The 21,887-nt window shown below is 63.7% G+C and carries 23 protein-coding genes and 1 tRNA gene; 11 read left to right on the forward strand and 13 right to left on the reverse strand.

Going from position 1 to position 21,887, the window contains the following annotated elements:
* From FJ423_RS30395 to FJ423_RS30400, 3 genes are all read right to left on the reverse strand, one after another.
* Positions 1–366: YafY family protein (locus FJ423_RS30395; protein ID WP_140847005.1), on the reverse strand; the 366-nt coding region annotated here is incomplete at its 3' end.
* Between the two features lie 18 nt (positions 367–384).
* A complete protein-coding gene (locus tag FJ423_RS34680; protein ID WP_263483645.1) occupies positions 385–510 on the reverse strand; it encodes a hypothetical protein in 126 nt (41 codons plus the stop codon).
* A gap of 207 nt (positions 511–717) precedes the next feature.
* Entirely contained in the window at positions 718–882 is a 165-nt protein-coding gene (locus FJ423_RS30400) for a hypothetical protein (protein WP_095767353.1), read from the reverse strand.
* Between the two features lie 205 nt (positions 883–1,087).
* Here FJ423_RS30400 and FJ423_RS30405 point away from each other — a divergent pair, with 205 nt between their 5' ends.
* Entirely contained in the window at positions 1,088–1,249 is a 162-nt protein-coding gene (locus tag FJ423_RS30405) for a hypothetical protein (RefSeq protein ID WP_095767546.1), read from the forward strand.
* A gap of 41 nt (positions 1,250–1,290) precedes the next feature.
* Here FJ423_RS30405 and FJ423_RS30410 read toward each other — a convergent pair whose 3' ends face one another.
* From FJ423_RS30410 to tkt, 6 genes are all read right to left on the reverse strand, one after another.
* Positions 1,291–2,031: a thioredoxin family protein gene (locus FJ423_RS30410; protein ID WP_140847007.1), complete on the reverse strand. Its 741-nt coding sequence runs from the start codon at positions 2,029–2,031 to the stop codon at positions 1,291–1,293.
* Positions 2,032–2,184: 153 nt separating this feature from the next.
* Entirely contained in the window at positions 2,185–3,213 is a 1,029-nt protein-coding gene (locus FJ423_RS30415; protein ID WP_140847009.1) for a class I fructose-bisphosphate aldolase, read from the reverse strand.
* A gap of 117 nt (positions 3,214–3,330) precedes the next feature.
* A complete protein-coding gene (locus FJ423_RS30420) occupies positions 3,331–4,527 on the reverse strand; it encodes a phosphoglycerate kinase (protein WP_140847012.1) in 1,197 nt (398 codons plus the stop codon).
* A gap of 160 nt (positions 4,528–4,687) precedes the next feature.
* A complete protein-coding gene (locus FJ423_RS30425; protein ID WP_246680355.1) occupies positions 4,688–6,577 on the reverse strand; it encodes a potassium/proton antiporter in 1,890 nt (629 codons plus the stop codon).
* Positions 6,578–6,850: 273 nt separating this feature from the next.
* On the reverse strand, positions 6,851–7,861 hold the full coding sequence (gene gap / locus FJ423_RS30430; RefSeq protein ID WP_095767356.1) for a type I glyceraldehyde-3-phosphate dehydrogenase: 1,011 nt from the start codon (positions 7,859–7,861) through the stop codon (positions 6,851–6,853).
* A 147-nt stretch (positions 7,862–8,008) separates the two neighbouring features.
* Positions 8,009–10,000 (reverse strand): transketolase, encoded by a 1,992-nt coding sequence (gene tkt / locus FJ423_RS30435; RefSeq protein WP_140847015.1) that lies wholly within the window; start codon positions 9,998–10,000, stop codon positions 8,009–8,011.
* Positions 10,001–10,260: 260 nt separating this feature from the next.
* Between tkt and FJ423_RS30440 the strand changes: the two genes are divergently transcribed.
* The 3 genes from FJ423_RS30440 (at position 10,261) to FJ423_RS30450 (ending at position 11,746) form a co-directional block, all read left to right on the forward strand.
* On the forward strand, positions 10,261–10,533 hold the full coding sequence (locus tag FJ423_RS30440; RefSeq protein WP_023763725.1) for a DUF4164 domain-containing protein: 273 nt from the start codon (positions 10,261–10,263) through the stop codon (positions 10,531–10,533).
* A 4-nt stretch (positions 10,534–10,537) separates the two neighbouring features.
* Complete coding sequence (locus tag FJ423_RS30445; protein WP_140847018.1) at positions 10,538–10,903, forward strand: cell division protein ZapA; 366 nt, start codon at positions 10,538–10,540, stop codon at positions 10,901–10,903.
* 183 nt (positions 10,904–11,086) lie between these two features.
* On the forward strand, positions 11,087–11,746 hold the full coding sequence (locus FJ423_RS30450) for a peroxiredoxin (protein ID WP_140847021.1): 660 nt from the start codon (positions 11,087–11,089) through the stop codon (positions 11,744–11,746).
* 258 nt (positions 11,747–12,004) lie between these two features.
* Here the strand turns inward: FJ423_RS30450 and rpoH are convergent, their stop codons facing one another.
* Positions 12,005–12,916, reverse strand: a complete 912-nt coding sequence (rpoH, locus tag FJ423_RS30455; protein WP_095767360.1) for an RNA polymerase sigma factor RpoH — start codon at positions 12,914–12,916, stop codon at positions 12,005–12,007.
* A 215-nt stretch (positions 12,917–13,131) separates the two neighbouring features.
* The gene (locus tag FJ423_RS30460; RefSeq protein WP_140847023.1) at positions 13,132–14,202 is read right to left on the reverse strand and encodes an RluA family pseudouridine synthase; all 1,071 of its coding nucleotides are present in this window, start codon (positions 14,200–14,202) and stop codon (positions 13,132–13,134) included.
* A gap of 26 nt (positions 14,203–14,228) precedes the next feature.
* Between FJ423_RS30460 and FJ423_RS30465 the strand changes: the two genes are divergently transcribed.
* The 6 genes from FJ423_RS30465 (at position 14,229) to FJ423_RS30490 (ending at position 17,438) form a co-directional block, all read left to right on the forward strand.
* A complete protein-coding gene (locus tag FJ423_RS30465) occupies positions 14,229–14,612 on the forward strand; it encodes a fimbrial protein (protein WP_140847026.1) in 384 nt (127 codons plus the stop codon).
* A complete protein-coding gene (locus FJ423_RS30470) occupies positions 14,609–15,022 on the forward strand; it encodes a VOC family protein (RefSeq protein WP_140847029.1) in 414 nt (137 codons plus the stop codon). Before FJ423_RS30465 ends, FJ423_RS30470 begins: the two co-directional genes overlap by 4 nt.
* An 85-nt stretch (positions 15,023–15,107) precedes the next feature.
* Positions 15,108–15,182: transfer RNA gene (locus tag FJ423_RS30475), tRNA-Glu, on the forward strand.
* 144 nt (positions 15,183–15,326) lie between these two features.
* On the forward strand, positions 15,327–15,908 hold the full coding sequence (locus tag FJ423_RS30480; protein WP_140847032.1) for a VOC family protein: 582 nt from the start codon (positions 15,327–15,329) through the stop codon (positions 15,906–15,908).
* A gap of 23 nt (positions 15,909–15,931) precedes the next feature.
* Positions 15,932–16,786 carry a glutathione S-transferase family protein gene (locus FJ423_RS30485; RefSeq protein ID WP_140847035.1) on the forward strand — a complete coding sequence of 285 codons (855 nt, stop codon included), beginning with the start codon at positions 15,932–15,934 and terminating at the stop codon, positions 16,784–16,786.
* 289 nt (positions 16,787–17,075) lie between these two features.
* Positions 17,076–17,438, forward strand: coding sequence for a hypothetical protein (locus FJ423_RS30490; RefSeq protein WP_246680356.1), 363 nt, complete (start codon positions 17,076–17,078; stop codon positions 17,436–17,438).
* An 82-nt stretch (positions 17,439–17,520) separates the two neighbouring features.
* Here the strand turns inward: FJ423_RS30490 and FJ423_RS34430 are convergent, their stop codons facing one another.
* Together FJ423_RS34430 and FJ423_RS30500 are read right to left on the reverse strand one after the other, a co-directional pair.
* Entirely contained in the window at positions 17,521–17,763 is a 243-nt protein-coding gene (locus tag FJ423_RS34430; RefSeq protein ID WP_246680357.1) for a hypothetical protein, read from the reverse strand.
* A gap of 178 nt (positions 17,764–17,941) precedes the next feature.
* A complete protein-coding gene (locus tag FJ423_RS30500; protein WP_224527149.1) occupies positions 17,942–18,382 on the reverse strand; it encodes a hypothetical protein in 441 nt (146 codons plus the stop codon).
* 105 nt (positions 18,383–18,487) lie between these two features.
* Between FJ423_RS30500 and FJ423_RS30505 the strand changes: the two genes are divergently transcribed.
* Complete coding sequence (locus FJ423_RS30505; protein WP_246680358.1) at positions 18,488–21,832, forward strand: response regulator; 3,345 nt, start codon at positions 18,488–18,490, stop codon at positions 21,830–21,832.
* Positions 21,833–21,887 lie beyond the last annotated feature (55 nt).

Genomic DNA, 21,887 nt, shown 5'->3' on the forward strand with positions numbered 1-21,887 from the left:
GATCTCGGTGCGGGCGATGCGGTCCTTCTCGGTGTCGGGCAGCACGGCGCCGATCTTGACCAGCGCCTCGTCGGCGGCCCTCGCCATCGTAGCGCCGCCGAAGGCGCGCCCCATACGGGCGCCGGCAACCAGCGCCACGATCTCGTCACGTGTGAACATCAGCGGGGGAAGATCGAATCCCTCCCGCATCATGTAGCCGACGCCCGCTTCGCCATCGATCGGCACGCCGGTCGACTGCAGGTCGGCTATGTCGCGGTAAATGGTGCGTTCTGAAACCTCGAGCCATGCGCCAAGCTTCTGCGCGGTGACCAACCGGCCGCCCCGCAAATGCTGCACGATCTGGAAAAGCCTGTCAGCACGACGCATCGCTAGATCCCCCGAGGATTATGGCATAAGCCCTTCGCGCTTGCGCTGCGCGGCAATGAATTTCGCACCGAAGGACAGTCGCGGCGACGGCTTGATGTGGTTGACGCCCGGTGCGTTCAGCTTGTCGTTCCAGCTTCTCACCATTGCGGATTACTCCGGATCGTCGAACCATGTTCGTTGCTGTCAGGATCGAAGTCGCTCCAATTACCGCATGCCTCCTGACAACATACTGTCAGGAGGCTGGGGCGAAGCTACCGGCAAACAAAGGCTTCTTTCCCTGAACTCAACATCGCTGGCCGCCATTACATCTGGGCGCGCTGCCGCCACAATCCAAGTCGCGGCGGCAAAATTTCAGTTTTCACGCACGCGGCCCTGGTAAAGATCCGGCCAGCCGATGTCCTTGCGGATGTCCGCCGGCAAGGTGTTCAGGAAACGCTGGGTGCGAATCTCGTTGCGCACGGTGCGGATTCTGCCGACATAATGCTGCACACTACGCAGAATTGTAAAACCGTTCATGACCTCACTCCTCTCTTTTGGATGGGAAGAGTATCTCACACCCCTCCTGACAGCAGTCTGTCAGGAAGTTGGCAGGGTGCGGAGAAAGACGGTGCGGTGCCGCTCGCAGCGTTCGAATAGGCCCTATTTCTGTCAGGAATGCTCCGCCCGAGGGTGCGCTCGAGAACAGCTTTGACAGTCGCCATCGATGCTGGTCAAAGGCGGTATGACGAAACTGCTCGCCCTTGTCATCTGCGGCATCATGCTGATCCAGGTCATCAAGCCGCTGGGCTGGCCGGGGCTGAAGCGGCGCAGCGATTTTTGGAAGCTGGCGCTGCTTGCGATGGCCGCGATCTCGCTGGCGGCGGTGCTTGGACACTGGGTATAGGCCTGTTCGGGGGACCGCCCGCGAGTGGCGCGTCCTGCCGTTCACGCGCAGCAGTCCGACCGATCCTTGTCTTTGTCCCGATATTCGTCATGCAGGCGCACCCAGTCCATCAGGTTGTGATAGGGACCCGTCTCGCCGCGGCCCTTCGGCGTCATGTCGAGATAGTGATAGGCGCCGATCAGCGCATCGCCGCCGCGGGCGCGCGACATGAAGGTGAGAAAGATGTCGCCGCACTCGTTGCGATAGAAGATGCTGGTGCCGGGCAGGTCTTTCGACCGCAACGGGCGCTTCTCGAAATTATAGGTGGTTTCGCCCGCCGCGATCTGCCTGTCGGTGAAGGAGACCTGCAGGTCGAAGTTGAAATCGGACGCATAGGACGACACCCAGTCGAACTTCCAGCCCATGCGCTGCTTGTAAGGCAGGATTTCGGCCAGCGGCGCACGCGAGACGACGACCAGCGAGACGTCATGATGCTTCAGATGCTGGTCGGCGCCATCGATATGGTCGGCGAGGAACGAGCAGCCCTCGCAGCGGTGGTCTGAGCCCGGCGCCATCATGAAATGATAGACGATGAGCTGGCTCTTGCCGGCGAATAGTTCGGCAAGATGCTTCGGCCCCGCTTCGCTCTCGAAAACATAATCTTTGCGCAGCTTGAACCAGGGCAACTGCCGCCGCTCCGCGGCGATAAGCTCGCGGAACTTTGTCAGCTCCTTCTCGCGTTCGAGATGCTTGCGATGCGCTTCGAACCAGTCTTCGCGCGAAACCACGGCATTGCGATGCATGACCATCTCCTGTCCTCTCCTGCCAAGGACGTTCGACATCGGCGCGATCCGACATGGCCGATAGCGGTCGGCGCCTGACAAGTGGGAAGGCGGCCCGCAAAAAGCAAAAACCCGGGCTGCTGGCCCGGGTTTATGCACTGCTCAGGGATGGCGTCAGGCGGCCTTTTCCAGCGCCGGCTGCCATTTCCCGAGCGCCGCCAGATGGTTCATATGGGCCCGGTGAGTGAAGGCAGCCTGGCCGGCAGCAACGTTCGAGGCCTTGCCACTCCATGCCTTCTGCGGCGCGGCCTGCAGCGCGCGGCCATAGGAGAAGGTCAGTTTCCAAGGATGCGGGCCGATGGCGTTGATGGCATTGAGGTTGGCGGTCGCCTCCTCGTCCTCCTGGCCGCCGGAGAGGAAGGCGATGCCGGGCACTGCCGACGGCACCACCTCGCGGAACAGCTTGATCGTCTTCTCAGCGATTTCCTCCGGGCTGTCGGTCTTGCCCGACTTCTTGCCTGAGATGACCATGTTCGGCTTCAGGATCGACCCTTCCAGGATGACGCGCGCCGCGTAGAGTTCGTCATACAGCTTGACCAGCGTCGCCTTGGAGACGTCGTAGCAGGTGTCGATCGAATGCGCCCCGTCCATCAGCACTTCCGGCTCGACGATCGGCACGATGCCGGCTTCCTGGCAGAGCGCGGCATAGCGGGCCAGCGCGTGAGTGTTCGAGGCGATCGAATTGGCCGAGGGCACGCCCTTGCTGGTGTCGATGTCGATCACCGCGCGCCATTTGGCGAAGCGGGCGCCGAGCTTGTAATAGTCGGCGAGCCGCTCGCGCAGCCCGTCAAGGCCCTCGGTGATGGTGTCGCCGGGAAAGCCGGCGAGAGGCTTGGCGCCGAGATCGACCTTGATGCCAGGAATGGCGCCGGACGCCTTGATGATGTCGACCAGCGGTGTGGTGCCGTCGGCGGCCTTCTGGCGAATGGTCTCATCGTAGAGAATGACGCCGGAGATGTATTTTGACATCGCCTCCTTGGACCGGAACATCATCTCGCGATAGTCGCGCCGGTTATCGGCCGTGGATTCGACGCCGATGACGTCAAAACGCTTCTTGATGGTGCCGGAGCTCTCATCGGCGGCCAACAGGCCCTTGCCGCCGCTCACCATCGCGGCGGCGATATCTTCGAGACGTTCGCTCATGGGTGCTCTCCTACGCTGCGTTTATTCCGCGCTAGCAGAACACTACCGCCAAAGGAATGACGCCGGAAAGCTAGAATCGATTGAAAGCCGCGCAGGCTTTGCCTGGTCTCGGACTGTTTACCGCTTCAGCACCTCGACGCCGGGCAGCGGCTTGCCTTCCATCCATTCGAGGAAGGCGCCGCCGGCGGTCGAGACATAGGTGAAGTCGTCGGCGACGCCAGCATGGTTGAGCGCGGCCACCGTGTCGCCGCCGCCGGCCACCGAGACCAGCTTGCCTTCCTTGGTGCGTGCGGCGGCATGCTTTGCCGCGGCCACCGTAGCGCGGTCGAAAGGCTCGATCTCGAAGGCGCCGAGCGGCCCATTCCAGACCAGCGTCGCGGCGCGGTCAATCCAGTCGTTGACGCTCTGCACGGTCTTTGCGCCGACATCGAGGATCATGCCGTCGGACGGCACGTCCGAGATGGCGACGGTCTCGCTGGCGGCGCCCGCCTTGAATTCCTTGGCGACCACGCCGTCCGCAGGCAGGATGATGGCGCAGCCGGCTTCCGCCGCCTCGATCATGATCTGCTTGGCGGTGCCGGCGAGGTCACGCTCGCAGAGCGATTTGCCGACATCGGTGCCGCGCGCGGCAAGAAAGGTGTTGGCCATGCCGCCGCCGATCACCAGCGCGTCGACCTTTTTCACCAGGTTCATCAAAAGGTCGATCTTGGTCGAGACCTTGGCGCCGCCAACGATGGCCACCACCGGGCGTACCGGATCGCCGAGGCCCTTTTCCAGCGCGTCGAGCTCGGCCTGCATGGTGCGGCCGGCATAGGCCGGCAGAAAATGCGCGAGGCCTTCGGTCGAGGCATGCGCGCGGTGCGCGGCCGAAAAGGCGTCGTTGACATAGATGTCGCCATTGGCGGCGAGCTGTTCGGTGAAGGCCGGCTCGTTCTTCTCCTCGGCCTTGTGGAAGCGGGTGTTCTCGAGCAGCAGGACGTCGCCGTCCTTCATCGCCGCGACGGCGTCCGCGGCCTTGGCGCCGACGCAGTCGGCGGCGAAACCGACCGGGCGGCCGAGAACGTCAGCCGTCGCGCGGGCGATCGGCTCCAGCGAGAATTCGTCCGACGGGCCGTCCTTAGGGCGGCCGAAATGCGCAAGCAGGATGACCTTGGCCCCCTTTTTCGAGAGCTCGGCGATGGTCGGCGCGATGCGTTCGATGCGGGTGGCGTCGGTCACCTTGCCGTCGGCGACGGGAACGTTGAGGTCGACGCGCACCAGGACGCGCTTGCCGCTGACGGCGCCGATATCGTCGAGTGTCTTGAAGCCGGCCATGGTCGTTCCTTCCTACTGCCTTGACGCAATCCGGACGGAAAACCGCCCGCACTTTTCGTGAAATTGCTCTAGCGAAAACGCGGCGACCTTACTCGGCGCGAAGGACGATGCAAGGGCCGCGTCAATGGCGCGCGCGCAAAAATGATGTCGCCGTGAGACATCAGCCTTCGCCGGTTGCCTTCTGCCCGTCCGCTGCGGGCGCCACGGTGTCGACCGGCACGTCGTCGGCTGCCTGCTTCGCCGCCGGCCTGCGCCAGCTGCGGATCAGCGCCGCGATGCGGTCGCCGATCTCGCCGGCGCTCATGAACACCGGCACGCGCGCGACCGGCGCGGTCGGCTCGAAGGACAGGCCGAGGCCGGTGATCCTGCCTTTCTCATCGACATCGCGCACGATCAGCTCGATCGGTCCGATCATCACACGGTCGGCATATTCGGCCCGGCCGCCGAGCCGCTCGGTAACGAGCGCGGCGACGGTGAGCTTCTGCTCGGCCTCGGACAGGCCCGGGGCATAGGCGGCTTCCAGCTCCGCGGCCGAGCGGGCCGGATCGACGGCAAAGGCGCCGAAGAAGTCGGCATCCTCAGGATCGACCACGGCGCGGCTGGCAAAAAGCTTGTCGAGCAGGCGCGGGTAGCGGTCCGGTACGAAGATGTAGACCTGATCGCCGGCCGCCAGCCGGCCCATGTCCTGGAAGCGCATCGAGCGGCCGTCGCGCAGCACCAGCGAGGGCCTCGCCCAGCGCGGGATGCGCTCGCCCCGCGCCACCGGGCTGCCGGGTGCTACGCGATAGGCGAGCAATTCATGATGTGCCGAGCCCGGCAATTCGAGCTCCACCTTGTCCAGCGGCCCAAGACGAGCCGGCACGATCAGCCCGAGGCGGCGCGCCAGCGGACCGACCGTCCAGCCCTGCACCACCAGCGACACCAGCACGATGATGAAGGCGGCGTTGAAGATCAGCCGGCCGTGCTCGAGCCCGCCGAGCAGCGGCGTTATGGCGAGCAGGATCGAGACCGCGCCGCGCAGGCCGACCCAGGAGACGAAGGCGACCTCTGGCCGCGGCAGCCGGAAAGGGATCAGGCAGAGCCAGACGGCGACCGGGCGGGCGACGAAGATCAGGAACAGGCCGAGCAGGATCGCCGGCACGAGGATCTCAGGGAACTGTGAGGGCGTGGCGAACAGCCCGAGGATCAGGAACATGATGATCTGCGCCAGCCACGACATGCCGTCCTGGAAGCGCTTCAGGATGGTGACGGCGCGTATGTCGGAATTGCCGGCGATCAGCCCGGCAAGGTAGACGGCGAGGAAGCCCGAGCCGCCGACGGCGCCGGCCGCCGCGAACACCATCAGCGACAGCGTCAGCACGAAAATGGGCAGCAGGCCGTGATCGAGATTCAACCGCTCGACCAGACGCACGATGGCAAAGCCGCCGAGCACGCCGATGATGGCGCCGAGCCCCATATTGGCGAGGAAGCCGAGCAAAAGGTTGGTGGCCAGCACGTTGGCTTCCGGGTTGGCATGCGCGGCGATGATCTCGACCAGGGTGATGGTGAGGAAGATGGCGATCGGGTCGTTGGTGCCGGATTCCACTTCGAGCGTCGCGCGCACGCGCTCGCGCAGATGGATCTCGCCGGCGCGCAGCAGGAAGAAGACGGCGGCCGCGTCGGTGGAGGCGACGGCAGCACCGAGCAGGGAGGATTCCAGCCAGCTGAGCTTGAGAACATAGGAAGCGGCGGCGCTGAAGATGGCTGTGGTCAGGATAACGCCGATCGTGGCCAGCGACAGCGCCGGCCCGGCTGCTTGCCTGAGCGCGTTGAGCGGCGTGCCGAAACCGGAATCGAACAGGATGACGGCCAAAGCCAGTGAGCCGGCAAAATAAGCCAGCCGCGCATTGTCGAATTCGATGCCGAGGCCGTCGACGCCGGTGGCAAGCCCGATGCAGAGGAAGAGCAGCAGCAACGGAGCGCCGAAGCGGAAGGCGATCAGGCTCGAAAACGCGGCGGCGACAATGAGCGCCGTGCCGACCAGCGTCACGAGATAGATCGCATGCTCCATCCGCTGTTGCCCCTCCAAATCCCTCTGTTTGTGGCTTTACGGCAGAGTGGGGCGAAGACATGACCAGTGCAAGGCAACAGAATGTTTTTTGGGTTCAATGCTTCCAAACTTCGTCATTCCAGGGCGAAGCAGGAGCGAAGCTCAGCCGCGGATTCTGGAATGACGACGCGATTGGTGTTCCGGCTAGTCACCATGGTGCGCTGATCCGCCGAGGCTTAAACGAAAACGCCCGGCCGAAGCCGGGCGTTTTGAGCTGTAAATTGACGACAGCGATCAGCCGATGGTCTTGCCGAAGGCGACGGCGGTGTCGCCCATGCGGTTCGAGAAGCCCCATTCGTTGTCGTACCAGGACAGCACCGAGACGAAGTTGCCGTCCATGACCTTGGTCTGGTCGAGCGCCACGATCGAGGAATGTGGATCGTGGTTGAAATCGATCGATACGTTCGGGTGATGGGTGACCGACAGAACGCCCTTCAGCTTGCCATTGGACGCGGCGATGACCGCTTCGTTGATCTCCTGCGCGGAGGTCGAGCGCTTGGCGATGAACTTGAAGTCGACAACCGAGACGTTCGGGGTCGGCACGCGGATCGAAATGCCATCGAGCTTGCCCTTGAGCTCGGGCAGGACAAGGCCGATCGCCTTGGCGGCGCCCGTCGAGGTCGGGATCTGCGACAGCGCCGCGGCGCGGGCGCGGTAGAGATCCTTGTGCATGGTGTCCAGCGTCGGCTGGTCGCCGGTGTAGGAGTGGATCGTCGTCATCATGCCCTTCTCGATGCCGACGGTTTCGTGCAGCACGGCCGCCAGCGGCGCCAGGCAGTTGGTGGTGCAGGACGCGTTCGAGATGACGATGTGGTCCTTGGTCAGCTTGTCGTGGTTGATGCCGTAGACGACGGTGAGGTCGGCGCCTTCGGCCGGGGCCGAGACGAGCACGCGCTTGGCGCCGGCGGTCAGGTGCGCGGCCGCCTTGTCGCGGGCGGTGAAGATGCCCGTGCATTCGAGCGCGATGTCGACGCCGAGCTCCTTCCAGGGCAGCTGGGTCGGGTCCTTGATCGCGGTGACCTTGAACTTCTCCTTGCCGACCGAGATCTGGTCGCCGTCCACGGTCACTTCATGCGGGAAGCGGCCATGCACGCTGTCATAGCGCAACAGGTGCGCATTGGTCTCGACCGGGCCGAGGTCGTTGACGGCGACCACGTCGATGTCCTTGCGGCCGGATTCATGGATGGCGCGCAGGATGTTGCGGCCGATGCGGCCAAATCCGTTGATGGCAACTCTGACGGTCATTGTTCTCTCCCTTGGGGCGGATGGGTCCGCAGTGTCATAACGGCGGAAAGCGCAAGAATCCAGCCGCAGAAGGTCGCATTTAAATCGATTAGGTTGGTCCAGTCCGGCAAAACCGTTAATCGGCCTGCCGGGCCCGAGGCAATTCTCCTACTCGCCGTGTAGCCGGGCTTCGACCGCCTTGGCGGCAGCTTCGGCGGTGATGCCGAAATGCGGATAGAGCTGCTCGATCGAGCCGGAGGCGCCAAACCCGTGCATGCCTACGAAAATGCCGTCGGTGCCGATCAGGTGATCCCAGCCCTGGCGGATGCCGGCTTCGATCGCGACCTTCACCTTGGCGTTGCCGATCGTCTTCTTGCGGTAATCCTCGCTCTGCTGGTCGAACAGCTCGAAGCAGGGCACAGAGACGACGCGGGTCGGATGGCCGTGCTTTTCCAGCAGGTCGCGCGCGCCAAGCGCGATCTCGACCTCGGAGCCGGTGGCGAAGATCGTCACCACGGCCTCGCCGCCGGCGGCGGCCAGCTCATAGGCGCCCCGGCTGGAGAGGTTCGTCGCTGAGTGCTCCGTGCGCACGGTCGGCAGGTTCTGGCGGGTCAGCGCCAGCGTCGAGGGCGTCTTTTCGGATTCCAGCGCAATCTGCCAGCATTCGGCGGTTTCGACCGCGTCGGCCGGGCGGAAGACATTGTGGTTGGGGATGGCGCGAAGTGCGGCCAGATGCTCGACCGGCTGGTGGGTCGGGCCGTCCTCGCCGAGACCGATAGAATCATGCGTCATGACGAAGATCGAGCGGATGCCCATCAGCGAGGCAAGGCGCATCGACGGGCGGGCGTAGTCGGAGAAGCACAGGAAGGTGCCGCCATAGGCGATCAGGCCGCCATGCAGGGTCAGGCCGTTGATCGCCGCCGCCATGCCGTGCTCGCGAATGCCGTAATGGACATAGCGCTGGCCGTAATCGTCGGGGGTCATGTTCTTGGTCTGGCTGGTCTTGGTGTTGTTGGAGCCGGTGAGGTCGGCCGAGCCGCCGATCGTTTCCGGCACAGCGCCGTTGATGACTTCCAGCGCCATCTCCGACGACTTGCGGGTGGCGACCTTCGGCTTGTCGGCCGACAGCTTCTTCTTGTAGTCGGCGATGACGGCGTCGAAGTTGGAGGGCAGCTTGCCGGCGAGGCGGCGCTCGAACTCGGCCTTGAGCTTCGGCTCGGCCTTCGCCAGGCGGCCTTCCCAGTCGGCGCGGGCCTTGGCGCCGCCCGTGCCGACGGCGCGCCATGCGTCGAGGATGTCGGCCGGAATCTCGAAGGGCGGCGAGTCCCAGTTGAAGAATTTGCGCGCGCCGGCGATTTCCTCGGCGCCGAGCGGCGAGCCATGCGCCTTATTGGTGCCGGCCTTGGTCGGGGCGCCGAAGCCGATGGTGGTCTTGCAGGCGATCATCGTCGGCTTGTCGGAATGGCGCGCTGCCTCGATGGCATAGGCGATCGCTTCCGGATCGGTGCCGTCGATGTGACTGGCGTTCCAGCCCGAGGCCTGGAAGCGGGCGACCTGGTCGGTATTGTCGGCCAGCGAGATCGGGCCGTCGATCGAGATGTTGTTGTTGTCCCAGAAGACGATCAGCTTGTTGAGCTTCAGATGCCCGGCCAGCGCGATGGCTTCCTGGGAGACGCCTTCCATCAGGCATCCGTCGCCGGCCAGCACATAGGTGTAGTGGTTGACGAGGTCGTTGCCGAAGGCGGCGTTCATGATGCGCTCGCCGAGCGCGAAGCCGACCGAATTGGCGAGGCCCTGGCCGAGCGGGCCGGTGGTGGTCTCGATGCCGGCGGCATGGCCGTATTCGGGATGGCCGGCGGTCTTGGAGCCGAGCTGGCGGAAATTCTTGATCTGTTCGATCGTCATGTCCTCATAGCCGGTGAGGTACAGCAGCGAGTAGAGCAGCATCGAGCCGTGGCCGGCCGACAGAATGAAGCGGTCGCGGTCGGCCCAGTGCGGTGCCTTGGCGTCGAATTTCAGGAAACGGCTGAACAGCACCGTGGCGATGTCGGCGCAGCCCATGGGCAGGCCTGGGTGACCGGAGTTCGCCTTCTCGACGGCGTCCATGGAAAGGAAACGGATCGCGTTGGCCATCCGATCATGTTGTTCACGCGAGGTCATGCTTCCTCCGGAAGTGAGTTGGAGCCTGGGGAGAACCCTTGGAAAAGGATGCCGCGACACATAGCAGGCGCGGTCTTTTAGTCAACAAATCGGGATGGATTTTGCCGGGCTTGTGATGGCACCGGGCGCCTACATTAGCGATAGCGGGGGACAGTCGCGAGAGCTTTGTTGACGTGCCCTTCACCCGGCGCCTAATCTTTCCCAGGTAACGCGTTCTGAACACGTGCGATTCGGTGATGGGCAGGGCATAGGACGAGGCCATGACCGGGGAAACGACCCTCAAGGAAGTCATCGCCAGGCTGGGCAAGGCCATGGAAGGGCTGGAAAACGCCGTGGCGGCGAAGCTCGAGCATGAGCGCGATTATTCGGAAGCCGAGGCCGAGGTGCAGCGCATGAACGCCGACCGCTCGCGCCTGGCGCAGGAGCTCGACAATTCGGAAGCGCGCGCCGAACGGCTGGAGGACGCCAACAAGGAAGTGTCGCGGCGGCTGGTGACCGCCATGGAAACCATCCGCGCGGTCCTGGACAGGTAAGGCAATGGCACAGGTCACGGTTTCCATCGACGGCAAACAGTATCGCATGGCCTGCGACGAAGGCCAGGAAGAGCATCTGATCGACCTTGCCGAGCGCTTCGACCGCTATGTCTCGCACCTGAAGGATTCCTTCGGCGAGATCGGCGATCAGCGGCTCACCGTCATGGCCGGCATCATGGTGATGGACGAGCTCTCGGAGCTCGCCAAGCGTGTCAAAGGCATGGAGAGCGAAGTGCTGACCTTGCGCAAGACGCGCGACGAGGCGCTGACCAAGGCCGACAAGAGCGACAGCGTGCTCACGACCGCGCTCGGCGCGCTCGCGCAGCGCATGGAAGACCTCACGGCGACGCTCGCGATAAGGAAAGCCTGAGCGGCCCACCCTCTCGCGAAAGTGCAAAATCCTGCCGAAGAGCGCCGTGCTCGCCAAAAAAATATTTGGCTGCAGCGGGCTAGGTTACGGCTCCTGGCGTTTGACCGATGCCGCGATGGTGGTAGCTTAGAATGCTTGCCGGCCGAGCCGGCCATCGTTTCATCAAAAGGGTAGGGATAGGTCATGAGTCTTCGTATCAACGATGTCGCGCCGGATTTCACGGCCGAGACCACGCAGGGCACCATCAAGTTCCACGACTGGATCGGCGACGGCTGGGCGGTGCTGTTCAGCCATCCGAAGAATTTCACGCCGGTCTGCACCACCGAGCTCGGCACCATGGCCGGCCTCGAAGGCGAGTTCAAAAAGCGCAACGTCAAGATCATCGGCATCTCGGTCGATCCGGTGTCGAGCCACGAGAAGTGGCAGGCCGACATCAAGACCGCCACCGGCCAGACGGTGAACTATCCTTTGATCGGCGATAAGGACCTCAAGGTCGCCAAGCTTTATGAAATGCTGCCGGCCGGCGCCGGCGAGACCTCCGAGGGCCGCACGCCGGCCGACAACGCCACCGTGCGCTCGGTCTATGTCATCGGCCCGGACAAGAAGATCAAGCTGGCGCTGACCTATCCGATGACCACGGGCCGCAACTTCGACGAGATCCTGCGCGTCATCGATTCCATCCAGCTGACGGCCAAGCACCAGGTGGCGACGCCGGCCAACTGGAAGCAGGGCGACGACGTCATCATCACCGCCGCCGTCTCCAACGAAGACGCGATCAAGCGTTTCGGGGCTTATGAGACGGTGCTGCCGTACCTCAGGAAGACCAAGCAGCCGACAGCCTGAGCCTTTCCTTCTCCCCGTTCACGGGAGAAGGTGCCCGAAGGGCGGACGAGGGGCGGCGCTCGAAGATAAGCGCGCCGGCCTGTGAAGCGATTGTTGCCTGAACGATAACCTCGCAGCGTCGGCGCTGCCCCTCATTGCCCTACCGGTCATTTCTCCCCGTATAGTGACGGGGAGAAAGGGGCGCGCGACGGCTTTCGCCAAAAAAACGGCGGCGCCAGATTCTGGCGCCGCCGTTTTGCTGCTCAATGCGTGGTGGCTTTACGCCGCCGGCTGCGCCTCGATGGTCCGCAGCGCCTGGGTCTGGCGCTTGGCGGCCGCCTTGACCGCGTCCTGCACCTTTTCGAAGGCGCGCACCTCGATCTGGCGCACGCGCTCGCGGCTGATGTCGAACTCGGCCGAGAGTTCTTCCAGCGTCAGCGGCTCTTCCGCCAGGCGACGCGCCTCGAAGATGCGCCGCTCGCGGTCGTTGAGCACCGACAGGGCGCCCGACAGCATGGTGCGCCGGTTTTCCAACTCGTCCTGCTCGATGAGCATTTCTTCCTGGCTCTCGTGATCGTCGACCAGCCAGTCCTGCCATTCGCCGGACTCGCCTTCGCTCGCCCGGATCGGAGCGTTGAGCGAAGCGTCGCCCGAAAGGCGGCGGTTCATCGACACCACTTCGGCCTCGGAAACGTTGAGGCGAGTGGCGATCTCGGCGATCTGCTCGGGCTTCAAGTCGCCATCGTCGAGCGCCTGGATCTTGCCCTTCACCTTGCGCAGGTTGAAGAACAGACGCTTCTGGTTGGCGGTGGTGCCCATCTTGACCAGGCTCCACGAGCGCAGGATGTATTCCTGGATCGAGGCCTTGATCCACCACATGGCATAGGTGGCGAGCCGGAAACCACGCTCCGGTTCGAATTTCTTCACGGCCTGCATGAGGCCGACATTGCCTTCCGAGATCACCTCGCCGATCGGCAGGCCGTAGCCGCGATAGCCCATGGCGATCTTGGCGACGAGCCGCAAATGGCTGGTGACGAGCTTGTGCGCAGCCGTGGTGTCCTGATGCTCGGCATAACGCTTTGCGAGCATGTACTCTTCCTGCGGCTGAAGCATCGGAAAGCGGCGGATTTCTTCCAGGTAACGGGCGAGACCGCCTTCACCGGAAACGATACTGGGTAATGATTGGGCCATGATAGCGCCCCTCTCTCTTTGGAGTGGATGCCCCCGAAACGCGGCGGGCGTTCGTCACGGATGCCAAAGGCTCATCCGCGACAACATGTGTATATAGGAACAAAACCAGAAAAGACAGGCATTTGTTCAACGCTAAACAGTCTGTCACGCTAAAGTGAACAACGCCGGTCAGGTTTTTTGATGGCTGGTTTGCAGCTTGTTCGTGGCGGGTCGGTTCAGAGTTTTCGGAAGTCGCCGACGAGTTCCTCCATGTCTCCCGGTATCGGCGCTTCGAACCTCATCGTTAGATGGGTGGTCGGATGCCGGAATTCAAGGAGCCACGCGTGCAGGGCCTGCCGGCGAAAGGCTTTGACCTTGGCCTTCAAGGGTTCGGGCAGCCGGTTGGCCTTGGTGCGGAAGGCCTGCCCGTAATCCGGGTCGCCGATCACCGGATGCCCGATATGGGCCATGTGGACGCGGATCTGGTGGGTCCGGCCGGTCTCCAGCCGGCATTCGACCAGGCTTGCCGTGGCGAAAGTCTGCTGTCCTTCGCCGAAACGTTCGACGACGCTGAAATGGGTGACGGCATGGCGGGCGTCGTCGCGACTTTCAGGCACCACCGCGCGGCGGACGCGGTCGGCGGCGCGGCCCAAGGCAGCCTCGATGGTGCCGGTCGGCCGTTGCGGGATGCCCCAGACCAGCGCCAGATAGGCGCGCCCGAGGTCGCCGGTGCGGCCATGATCGGCAAAGGCTTCCGACAGCGCCTTGTGGGTGCGGTCGGTCTTGGCCACGACCATGACGCCGCTGGTTTCCTTGTCGAGGCGATGGACGATGCCAGGACGCCTTACGCCGCCAATGCCGGACAGGCTGTCGCCGCAGTGATGGATCAGCGCGTTGACCAGCGTGCCGGTCCAGTTGCCGGCGCCGGGATGGACGACCAGTCCCGCCGGCTTGTTGATGACGATCAGCTCGTCGTCCTCGTAAAGAATGTCGAGGGGAATGTCCTCGCCCTGCGGCTCTGCCGGCTCCGGAGCGGGCACCAGGATCTCGATCGTCTCACCGACCGTCAGCTTGCGCTTGGCTTCCAGCACCTTCCTGCCGGCGATGGAGACCGCGCCTTGCTTGATCAGCGCCTGCACGCGGCTGCGCGAGAGCTCCGGACCGAGCTTGACGGCAAGCCACTGGTCGAGGCGCTGGCCGGCGGCGTCGGCGCCGGCTTCCAGCACGGTGGCTTCGCCTGCGGCCAACTCATCGTCCGTCGGCTCCTCCCCTATCAATGTCGAACTCTCTTCGTTATGAGCGCTCATCGAAACCCGTTGCGGATTGTTTAGCCATGGCCCGGCCGATCGCCGAAGAAGATGAGGAAAAGCCGCTCGACCCCGCGGCCGAGAATGTGCGCCGCAAGCTCGTCCGCTTCATGATCGTCAATCTCGGCCTTCTGTTCCTCGCCCTTATGGTGGTGATCGGGGCGCTTGTCTACAAAGCCCGCAACGCGCCGGTGGCCGGATCGGCGCCCGCCGGCGATGTTCAGGCTCCGGCCGGTGCGCCGCTCTCGGGCGACATCGTGCTGCCCGTCGGCGCCAAGGTGATCAGCCAGTCGCTCTCCGGCAACCGCCTGTCGATCGACGCCGAGCTTGCCGATGGCGGCCGTTCGATCTTCGTCTACGACATCGCCGAGCGCCGCATCGTCGGCCAATTCGCGCTTCGCAACAAATGAGCGGCTTTGCCGAGCAGCGCAGCATTGCGACCGTCGCGCTCGTCGTCGGCAATTACGACGAGGCGATCGCCTGGTATGTCGAGCGGCTCGGTTTCGTGCTGAGCCAGGATGTCGATCTCGGCGGCGGCAAGCGCTGGGTCACCGTCGCGCCGGCGAAGGGCAAGGGGGCGAGGCTGCTCCTGGCGGAAGCATCCGGCGAAGAGCAGGCAAGCCGCATTGGCAACCAGACCGGCGGCCGAGTGTTTCTCTTCCTCGAGACCGACAATTTTTCCCGCGATCACCAGGCGATGCTCGCCAAGGGCGTCGAGTTCCGCGAGGCGCCGCGCTTCGAGGCCTACGGCACGGTGGCGGTCTTTTCCGATCTCTATGGCAATCTCTGGGACCTGATCGAGCCGAAACGGCAGGGCTGACCGGGGCATTTCGCTAAGTCTACGGACAACCTGAAACCCCAGTTGCTTTTTCCCAGCGGCCAGCCTATGTAGCCGGTTCTTGAGCGCGCCCATCGTCTAGCGGTCAGGACACCGCCCTCTCACGGCGGGAACAGGGGTTCGATTCCCCTTGGGCGTACCAAGCAACTCTCCTGTAGACCGAAAGACCAATCCCTGCTGGGTCCAATCTGGCGTTCGCGCGTTCGTCCGTTCTGGCGCAGCGCTTGCAGTTGCTTTAGCATTCCCTTGCACAAAGCCTGCCGCAAGTGCGGGCGGGAGGAGTCCAATGCGGAAGCTGCAGTCGCAAGGCGTTCATCACATCACGCTGGTCGGCGCCGGGCGCCAGACCTCGATCGACTTCTGGGAGGGCGTGCTCGGCATGCCTTTCATCTTCGAGCAGCCCAATCTCGACAAGGCGAGCGAAAGCCACCTCTACTTCGATCCGGGCGACGGGCGGCTGATCACCGTCTTCACCGACGAAACCCGGGTCCCGGTCAAGCGGCGGACACCGACCGATATAGGCTGCGTCCATCACATCGCGTTCTCGGTATCGCGGGTCACCTTCCTGCAGGCAGTCGCGCGGCTCGACGAGCGCGGCATCAAGCACAGCGGCGCCAAGGATCGCGGCTTCATGGATTCGATCTATTTCGAAGACCCGCTCGGGCTGTTGATCGAGCTCGCGTCCTACCGCTTCGACCCACCGGCCGGCTTCACCCATGCCGACGTGCTGATGGAGGCGCACAAGATCCGCGTGGCGCGGGGCGACTACAACATCGCCGAATTGCACCTTGCCGACGCCATCCAGGCGCTGGTCGAGCGGTCACGCGCAACTCTGTCGGAAAACAGGGCGCCGAGGAATCCGTACTGAGCAAGCAAAGGGAGGGACATCAAATGGCAAAAGCCGCAACAAAGAGCGCGAAGAAACCCGCTGCCAAGACCGCGCCGAAAGCCGCGGTAAAAGCCGCCGCGAAATCGGGCGCCAAGACATCGGCGAAGGCGACTGCCAAAGCGGCCGCGAAGGCGACCTCGAAAGTGGCCAAGCCAGCTAAGAAGCCTGGCATAAAACTCAGCATGCTGAGGCCGAGCGTCAACAACATGACGGTGCGGGTGTTCACGCGAGCGGCCGGGCTCGATCCGGCGGAGACCGATGCCTGGGGCCTTACGCGTTCGCCCGAATTCCTGGCGCGCAATCCGGCGCATCTGACGCCGATGATCGAGGACAAGGGCCTGCCGCGCGGCGTGCTGTGGGAAAGCTGCGCCATCATGCAGTATCTCGCCAACAAGCACGGGCTGGACAAGTTCTATCCGAAGGCGCCGGCCAAGCGGGCGATGATCGATAGCGCCATGTTCTACCTTGTCGGCACGCTTTATCCCTATGTCGCGCGCGCGACGTATCCGGCGCTCGGCTTTCCGCAATATGCTGGCGAGGTCGGCCACAGCGACGCCCATCCCGACAAGAAATCGGAAGCGCAGAAGGCGGCGATGGCCGCGATCGCCGAGCCGCTCGAGGTGTTTCACTCGTTCTTTCGCAACGGCAAACCGTTCATCGGCGGCAACAACCCGTCGATTGCCGATATAAGGCTGGCGGCAACGCTCGAATTCCTGGCGGTCATCGACTACGCGCTGCCCAGCTGGGCGAAGGAATACATGGCGGCCATGGAGAAGAAGCTCGGCAAGGCCTATGCGGAGCCGGCAGGCGACGTGCGCGGCTACATCGCGCATGTGAAATCGCAGGCCAGAGCCTAACAGCCGGCTCAGGTTAAGGTTTCATTTACCCAACGCCTGTCTACTGGTCAAAGTCCTCGCCGCGACCACGGATGTACTGGCGCGAAGCGGAGGCGAAGGGAAAGGTCGGCCCAGCGCCGGCCTTTTGCTTTTCCGGCCGTTGTATCGCCTCCCACGGCAATCACGACATACGACTTATCCGGTGCCAGACTGGTTGAAATCCTATTGTCATCGGCGTGATTGATCCTACCATTACCTTGGTCGACAGGTGCGAGCCGGGCAAAGAGCGATGAGGACTGCGATGAAAAGAATGGTGAAACTTTCCGCGGTCGCGAGCGCGCTCCTGGCGAGCGCCACCATCACGGCCGAAGCCGCGCCGCTCAACGGTATGAACGAGGTTGGCGCCGCTTTGCTCGCCTGCTGGACGCCGCCGGCCAATTCCGACAATTCCTCGGTGACGCTCAGCTTCAGCTTCAAACGCGACGGCACGCTGATCGGGCCGCCGAAAACAACCGCTATCCATGTCAGCGGCGACGAGAAGGCGCGTAAGGCGTATATCGACGCTGCGACCAAGGCCCTGAACGATTGTCTACCGCTCAGCCTTTCGCCCTCGCTGGCGCAAGGCATCGCCGGAAACGTCTTTACGCTGCAGTTCAACTCGCCGAAGAAGTAGGCCACGGCGAAGGCGCCGAGCCTAAGGCGCGTCGCGATCTTTCTAGATTCGCTCCATGCGCTTTAGGTTTTTGGGCATGTCTCTATCCCGAAACCGGTTCCCACTTTCGGCAGACATGCTTTAGCCCGTATCGCACTTTTCGCGGAGTTTCCGGCATCTCGAAGACATAATCGTTCCAGGCGGAGTCCGGGATCTGCCCGGCCAGGTAGCAATCCAGCAGAAGGCTTTGTTCGGGGGTAAGGGGTCTCAGCGCGTGCTCATGATCCAGCCCAAGCGAATGGATCAAGTTCCTGGTCAGGCCAGAGACGGTGAAGTGAAAGGACATCTTCGGTCTCCTCTGCGCAGCGCGCGTCACATCAACGCCAACAACGTCCGTCATCGTGCAAAGGTTTCATCAGCGATCCGTGATCGCGCCGCCGTCGCGGCCGGGCTGAATCTGTCGGGCTGTCTTTCTTCACGGGCAAGTGGATCCAGCCGGCATCGACCGGCGGATCGAGGCAAAGCTACTCGCAGATGACGCGGTAGCGCTTGCCGGTTTCGCCGACATTCCTGCAGGTAAGAGCGGTCTGCTCGTCCGAAGACTGATCAGCCAGATTCTGGTTATATGAAGGCCTTGGCGGAGACCTGGAATAGCGCCGGACCGACGGGCCTTGCGGCGCGCCCGGGGGCGGCAAAGGAAACACGTCCGACGCGATCTGCCGCGACGCGGTCGTTCCCGGCGGCGCCTTGTCCCAGACACGCCTGACGTCCATCCGGCTCGGGACGATCACCGTGCCGTCGTCGCTGCGCGCGCAGCCGCCCGCCGCAAGCAGCGCCGGACAAAGGATGAAAGCCGCGATTCGACCAAACATTAGCAACACCTCAGGCACCTTATAATGCGTTGTTGCCATGATCGCCAATGGGCGGATTACCGCAGCCGGCGCCAGGGCCGGAAGCTGGCTCAACGGGCACCGGGGCAGGCGGTTGCAATCATTATGGTTAGCGGATCGTTAATGCTTGTCGGGCACATTCCCCCGACGGACCGGCACAGTTCGGCCTTGGGGGTAGGAATGGCGGATACGGACGGGACTGTCGAGGCGGACAACAAGGCGGACAGACGCGGCAACGAGGCCTTTCTCGGCGACGTCCACGATATGGCCGGGACCTCGGAGGCGCTTGCCAATCTCAGGCTGATGGTCGATTCGATGCCGATCGGCGTCATCGTTCTCGATGCCGAATTGCGGGCGGAGGTGGTCAACCGGGCATTTTACGACTTCTGGCAAATCGATCCGCGGCGCGCTCCGGCCGGCAGTCGCTTTCGCGACCTCATGGAAGCCAGTCGTGATGCCGATCCGTTCGGCGCCGAGGAACAGGCCTGGCAAAGACATGTGGCCGAACGGGAGGCCGAAATCCGGGCTGGAAGCGCAGGGTCCAGGCAGTTGCCGCGCAAGGACGGCCGCACGCTGATAGCCTCGCTGGCGCCTCTTCCAGGCGGCAAGCGGCTGATCTCCTATGTCGACATCACCGACATGAAACAGCGCGAGACCGAGACGGAGGACGCGCGCAAGAACCTCGTCACCGTGCTGGAGTCGCTGCCGGCTGGCGTCATCATCTACGATCGCGACGACCGCTTCGTCTTCGCCAACCGCAAGCTGCAGGATACGCTGCCGGCGCTGAAGCCGGCCTGGCAGCCTGGCCGCACGTTTCGCGAGGCGTTGGCGCTTGGCCACTCCGTCGGCTACTTCCGCTCGAGCGGCGACCCCGGAATCGACAGCCTGTATGGCGTCGACACCGAGCGTTGGCTTGACGCCATGCTCAAGCGGTACCGTTTGCCGAGCTCGGCCTACGAACGCCTCAACGCCGACGGGCGCTGGTACCAGGTCTATGACATGCACACCGACGACGGCACATTCATCGGCGTGCGTGTCGATATCACCGACATCAAGGCGCGCGAGAAGGCGTTGCGCGATTCCATGCGCCAGATCGACCTTTACCGGCATGTGATGGACGAATTGCCCGTGGCAGCCTTCATCAAGGCCGACGATCTCACCATAGAATTCGTCAACAAGGCCTGGTGCGCGCTGACCGGACTGCCCAAGGACGAGGTGCTCGGCAAGACTGATCGCGAGCTTTTCGCGACCGAAGAGGCGGACGGTTTCAGCAATGACGACAACGAAGTTGTGGCGACCGGCGCGGGACGCGAGATCGAGGAAGCCGTCACCCACCGCGACGGCACGGTGCGCCAGCTGATGACGCGCAAGAGTCGGCTGGTGGCGATCGACGGGTCGGTGCATCTGGTCGGCTCCAGCACCGACATCACCGACGTCAAGGCGCGCGAGCAGGCGCTGCGGCAGAGCATGAGCGAGAACGAGGTGTTCCGCAGCCTCATCGACAATGTGCCGGTGTCGATCTACGCCAAGCGCTCGGACCTCAGGCAATTCTACGTCAACAAGGGCTGGTGCGATCTCACCGGCTTCAGCAGGGAAGAAGCGATCGGCAAGACCGACGTCGAGATTTTCGGCGCGGACGGCGAAGCCTTCGTCGCCGGCGACCTTGCTGTGCTTCGCACCGGCGAGACGCAGGAGATCGAAGAGACGGTGACGATGCCGGACGGCAGCGTCAGGCATCAATTCGCGCGCAAGGGCGCGATGATCGCCTCGGACGGCTCGCTCTATCTCATCGGCTCCACCACCGACATCACCGAGCTCAAGCAGCGCGAGGCGGAGCTCAGCGAGGCGCGCCGGCGCGCCGTGCTCGCCGACCGGGCCAAGTCGGAGTTCCTCGCCAATATGAGCCACGAGATCCGCACGCCGATGAACGGGGTTCTTGGTATGGCAGAGCTGCTGGCAAAGTCGGACCTCGATCCGAAGCAGAAGACGTTCACCGACATCATCGTCAAATCCGGCAATGCGCTGCTCACCATCATCAACGACATCCTCGACTTCTCGAAGATCGATGCCGGCCAGCTGGTGCTCGACCCTGCACCCTTCAATCTGGCCGAGGCGATCGAGGATGTGGCGACGCTGGTCTCGACGCGCGCCAAGGAGAAGGACCTCGAGCTCATCGTTCGCATCCAGCCGGGCCTCGACGGCCAGTTCGTCGGCGATGTCGGCCGTGTCAGGCAGATCGTCACCAACCTGCTCGGCAACGCGGTGAAGTTCACCGACAAGGGTCATGTCCTGGTCGACGTGACGGGTGAGCGGGTTCCGGCGGGAACGAGGCTCACCATTTCCGTGACCGATACCGGCATCGGCATTCCGGAAGACAAGCTGAAGCAGGTTTTCGAAAAATTCAGCCAGGTCGACACCTCCTCGACTAGGCGGCATGAGGGCACCGGGCTTGGCCTTGCCATCACCTCACGTCTGGTCGAGATGATGGCCGGCGAGATCGGTGTCGACAGCGCCGAAGGCAAGGGTTCGACCTTCTGGTTCACGATCACGCTGCCCAAGGCCGAGCAGGGCGGGCAGCGCATCATGCCGGTCGACGTCACCGGCGCGCGCGTGCTCATCGTCGACGACAATGCCGTCAACCGCTCGATCCTCAGCGAGCAGATGGCGTCATGGACGTTCGATTCCTGCGCGGCCGAAAGCGGCGCCGAGGGGTTAAAGGTGCTGATTGCCGCCGCCGCCTACGGCGTGCCGGTCGACTGCGTCGTGCTTGATTATCAGATGCCGGGCATGACCGGCGCCGAAATGGCGCGCATCGTGCGCAATACGGCGGGCCTGGCGCATACGCCCATCATCATGCTGACCTCGGTCGACCAGTCGCTTGCCGGCACGGCCTATCGCGACCTCGGCATCGATGCGCAGCTGATCAAGCCGGCGCGCTCCTCCATTCTCCTGGAAACGCTGGTCTCGACCATCCAGCGTCACCGCCACAGCAGCGCGGCGGCGCAACCCGCCATTGGCACCGCCAGCCCCCCGCGAGCCGCTCCGGCGCAGACGGCGGCATCGGAGCGCGCCATGCTGCAACCGCCCCCGGCGCGGGCTCGTCCGTGCCCCGCCGATGCCGAGCGCGAGCTCGACATCCTCGTCGCCGAGGACAATGAGGTGAACCAGATGGTGTTCACCCAGATTCTTGGCGAGACCGGTTACCGCTTCGAGATCGTCGGCAACGGCCGCAAGGCGCTCGACGCCTTCGGCAGGCTCAATCCGCGCATGATCCTGATGGATGTATCGATGCCGGAAATGAACGGGCTGGAGGCGACGGGCGCGATCCGCCGGCTCGAGGAGGACATGGGCACGCATGTGCCGATCGTCGGCGTCACCGCGCATGCACTGAAGGGCGACCGCGAACGCTGCCTGGAAGCCGGCATGGACGATTACCTGCCGAAGCCGATCAGTCCGCGGGCGCTGCTCGAAAAGCTCGAGCGCTGGCTGGGTTCGGACGTCGAGACCCGGCGCAACGCCGGTTAAAACGAATTTGGCGGGCAGGACGGCGGCAAGGGGCTGACGCATGCGTATGGTGCGA

It is taken from the genome of Mesorhizobium sp. B2-8-9 (assembly GCF_006439475.1).
Classification (GTDB): domain Bacteria; phylum Pseudomonadota; class Alphaproteobacteria; order Rhizobiales; family Rhizobiaceae; genus Mesorhizobium.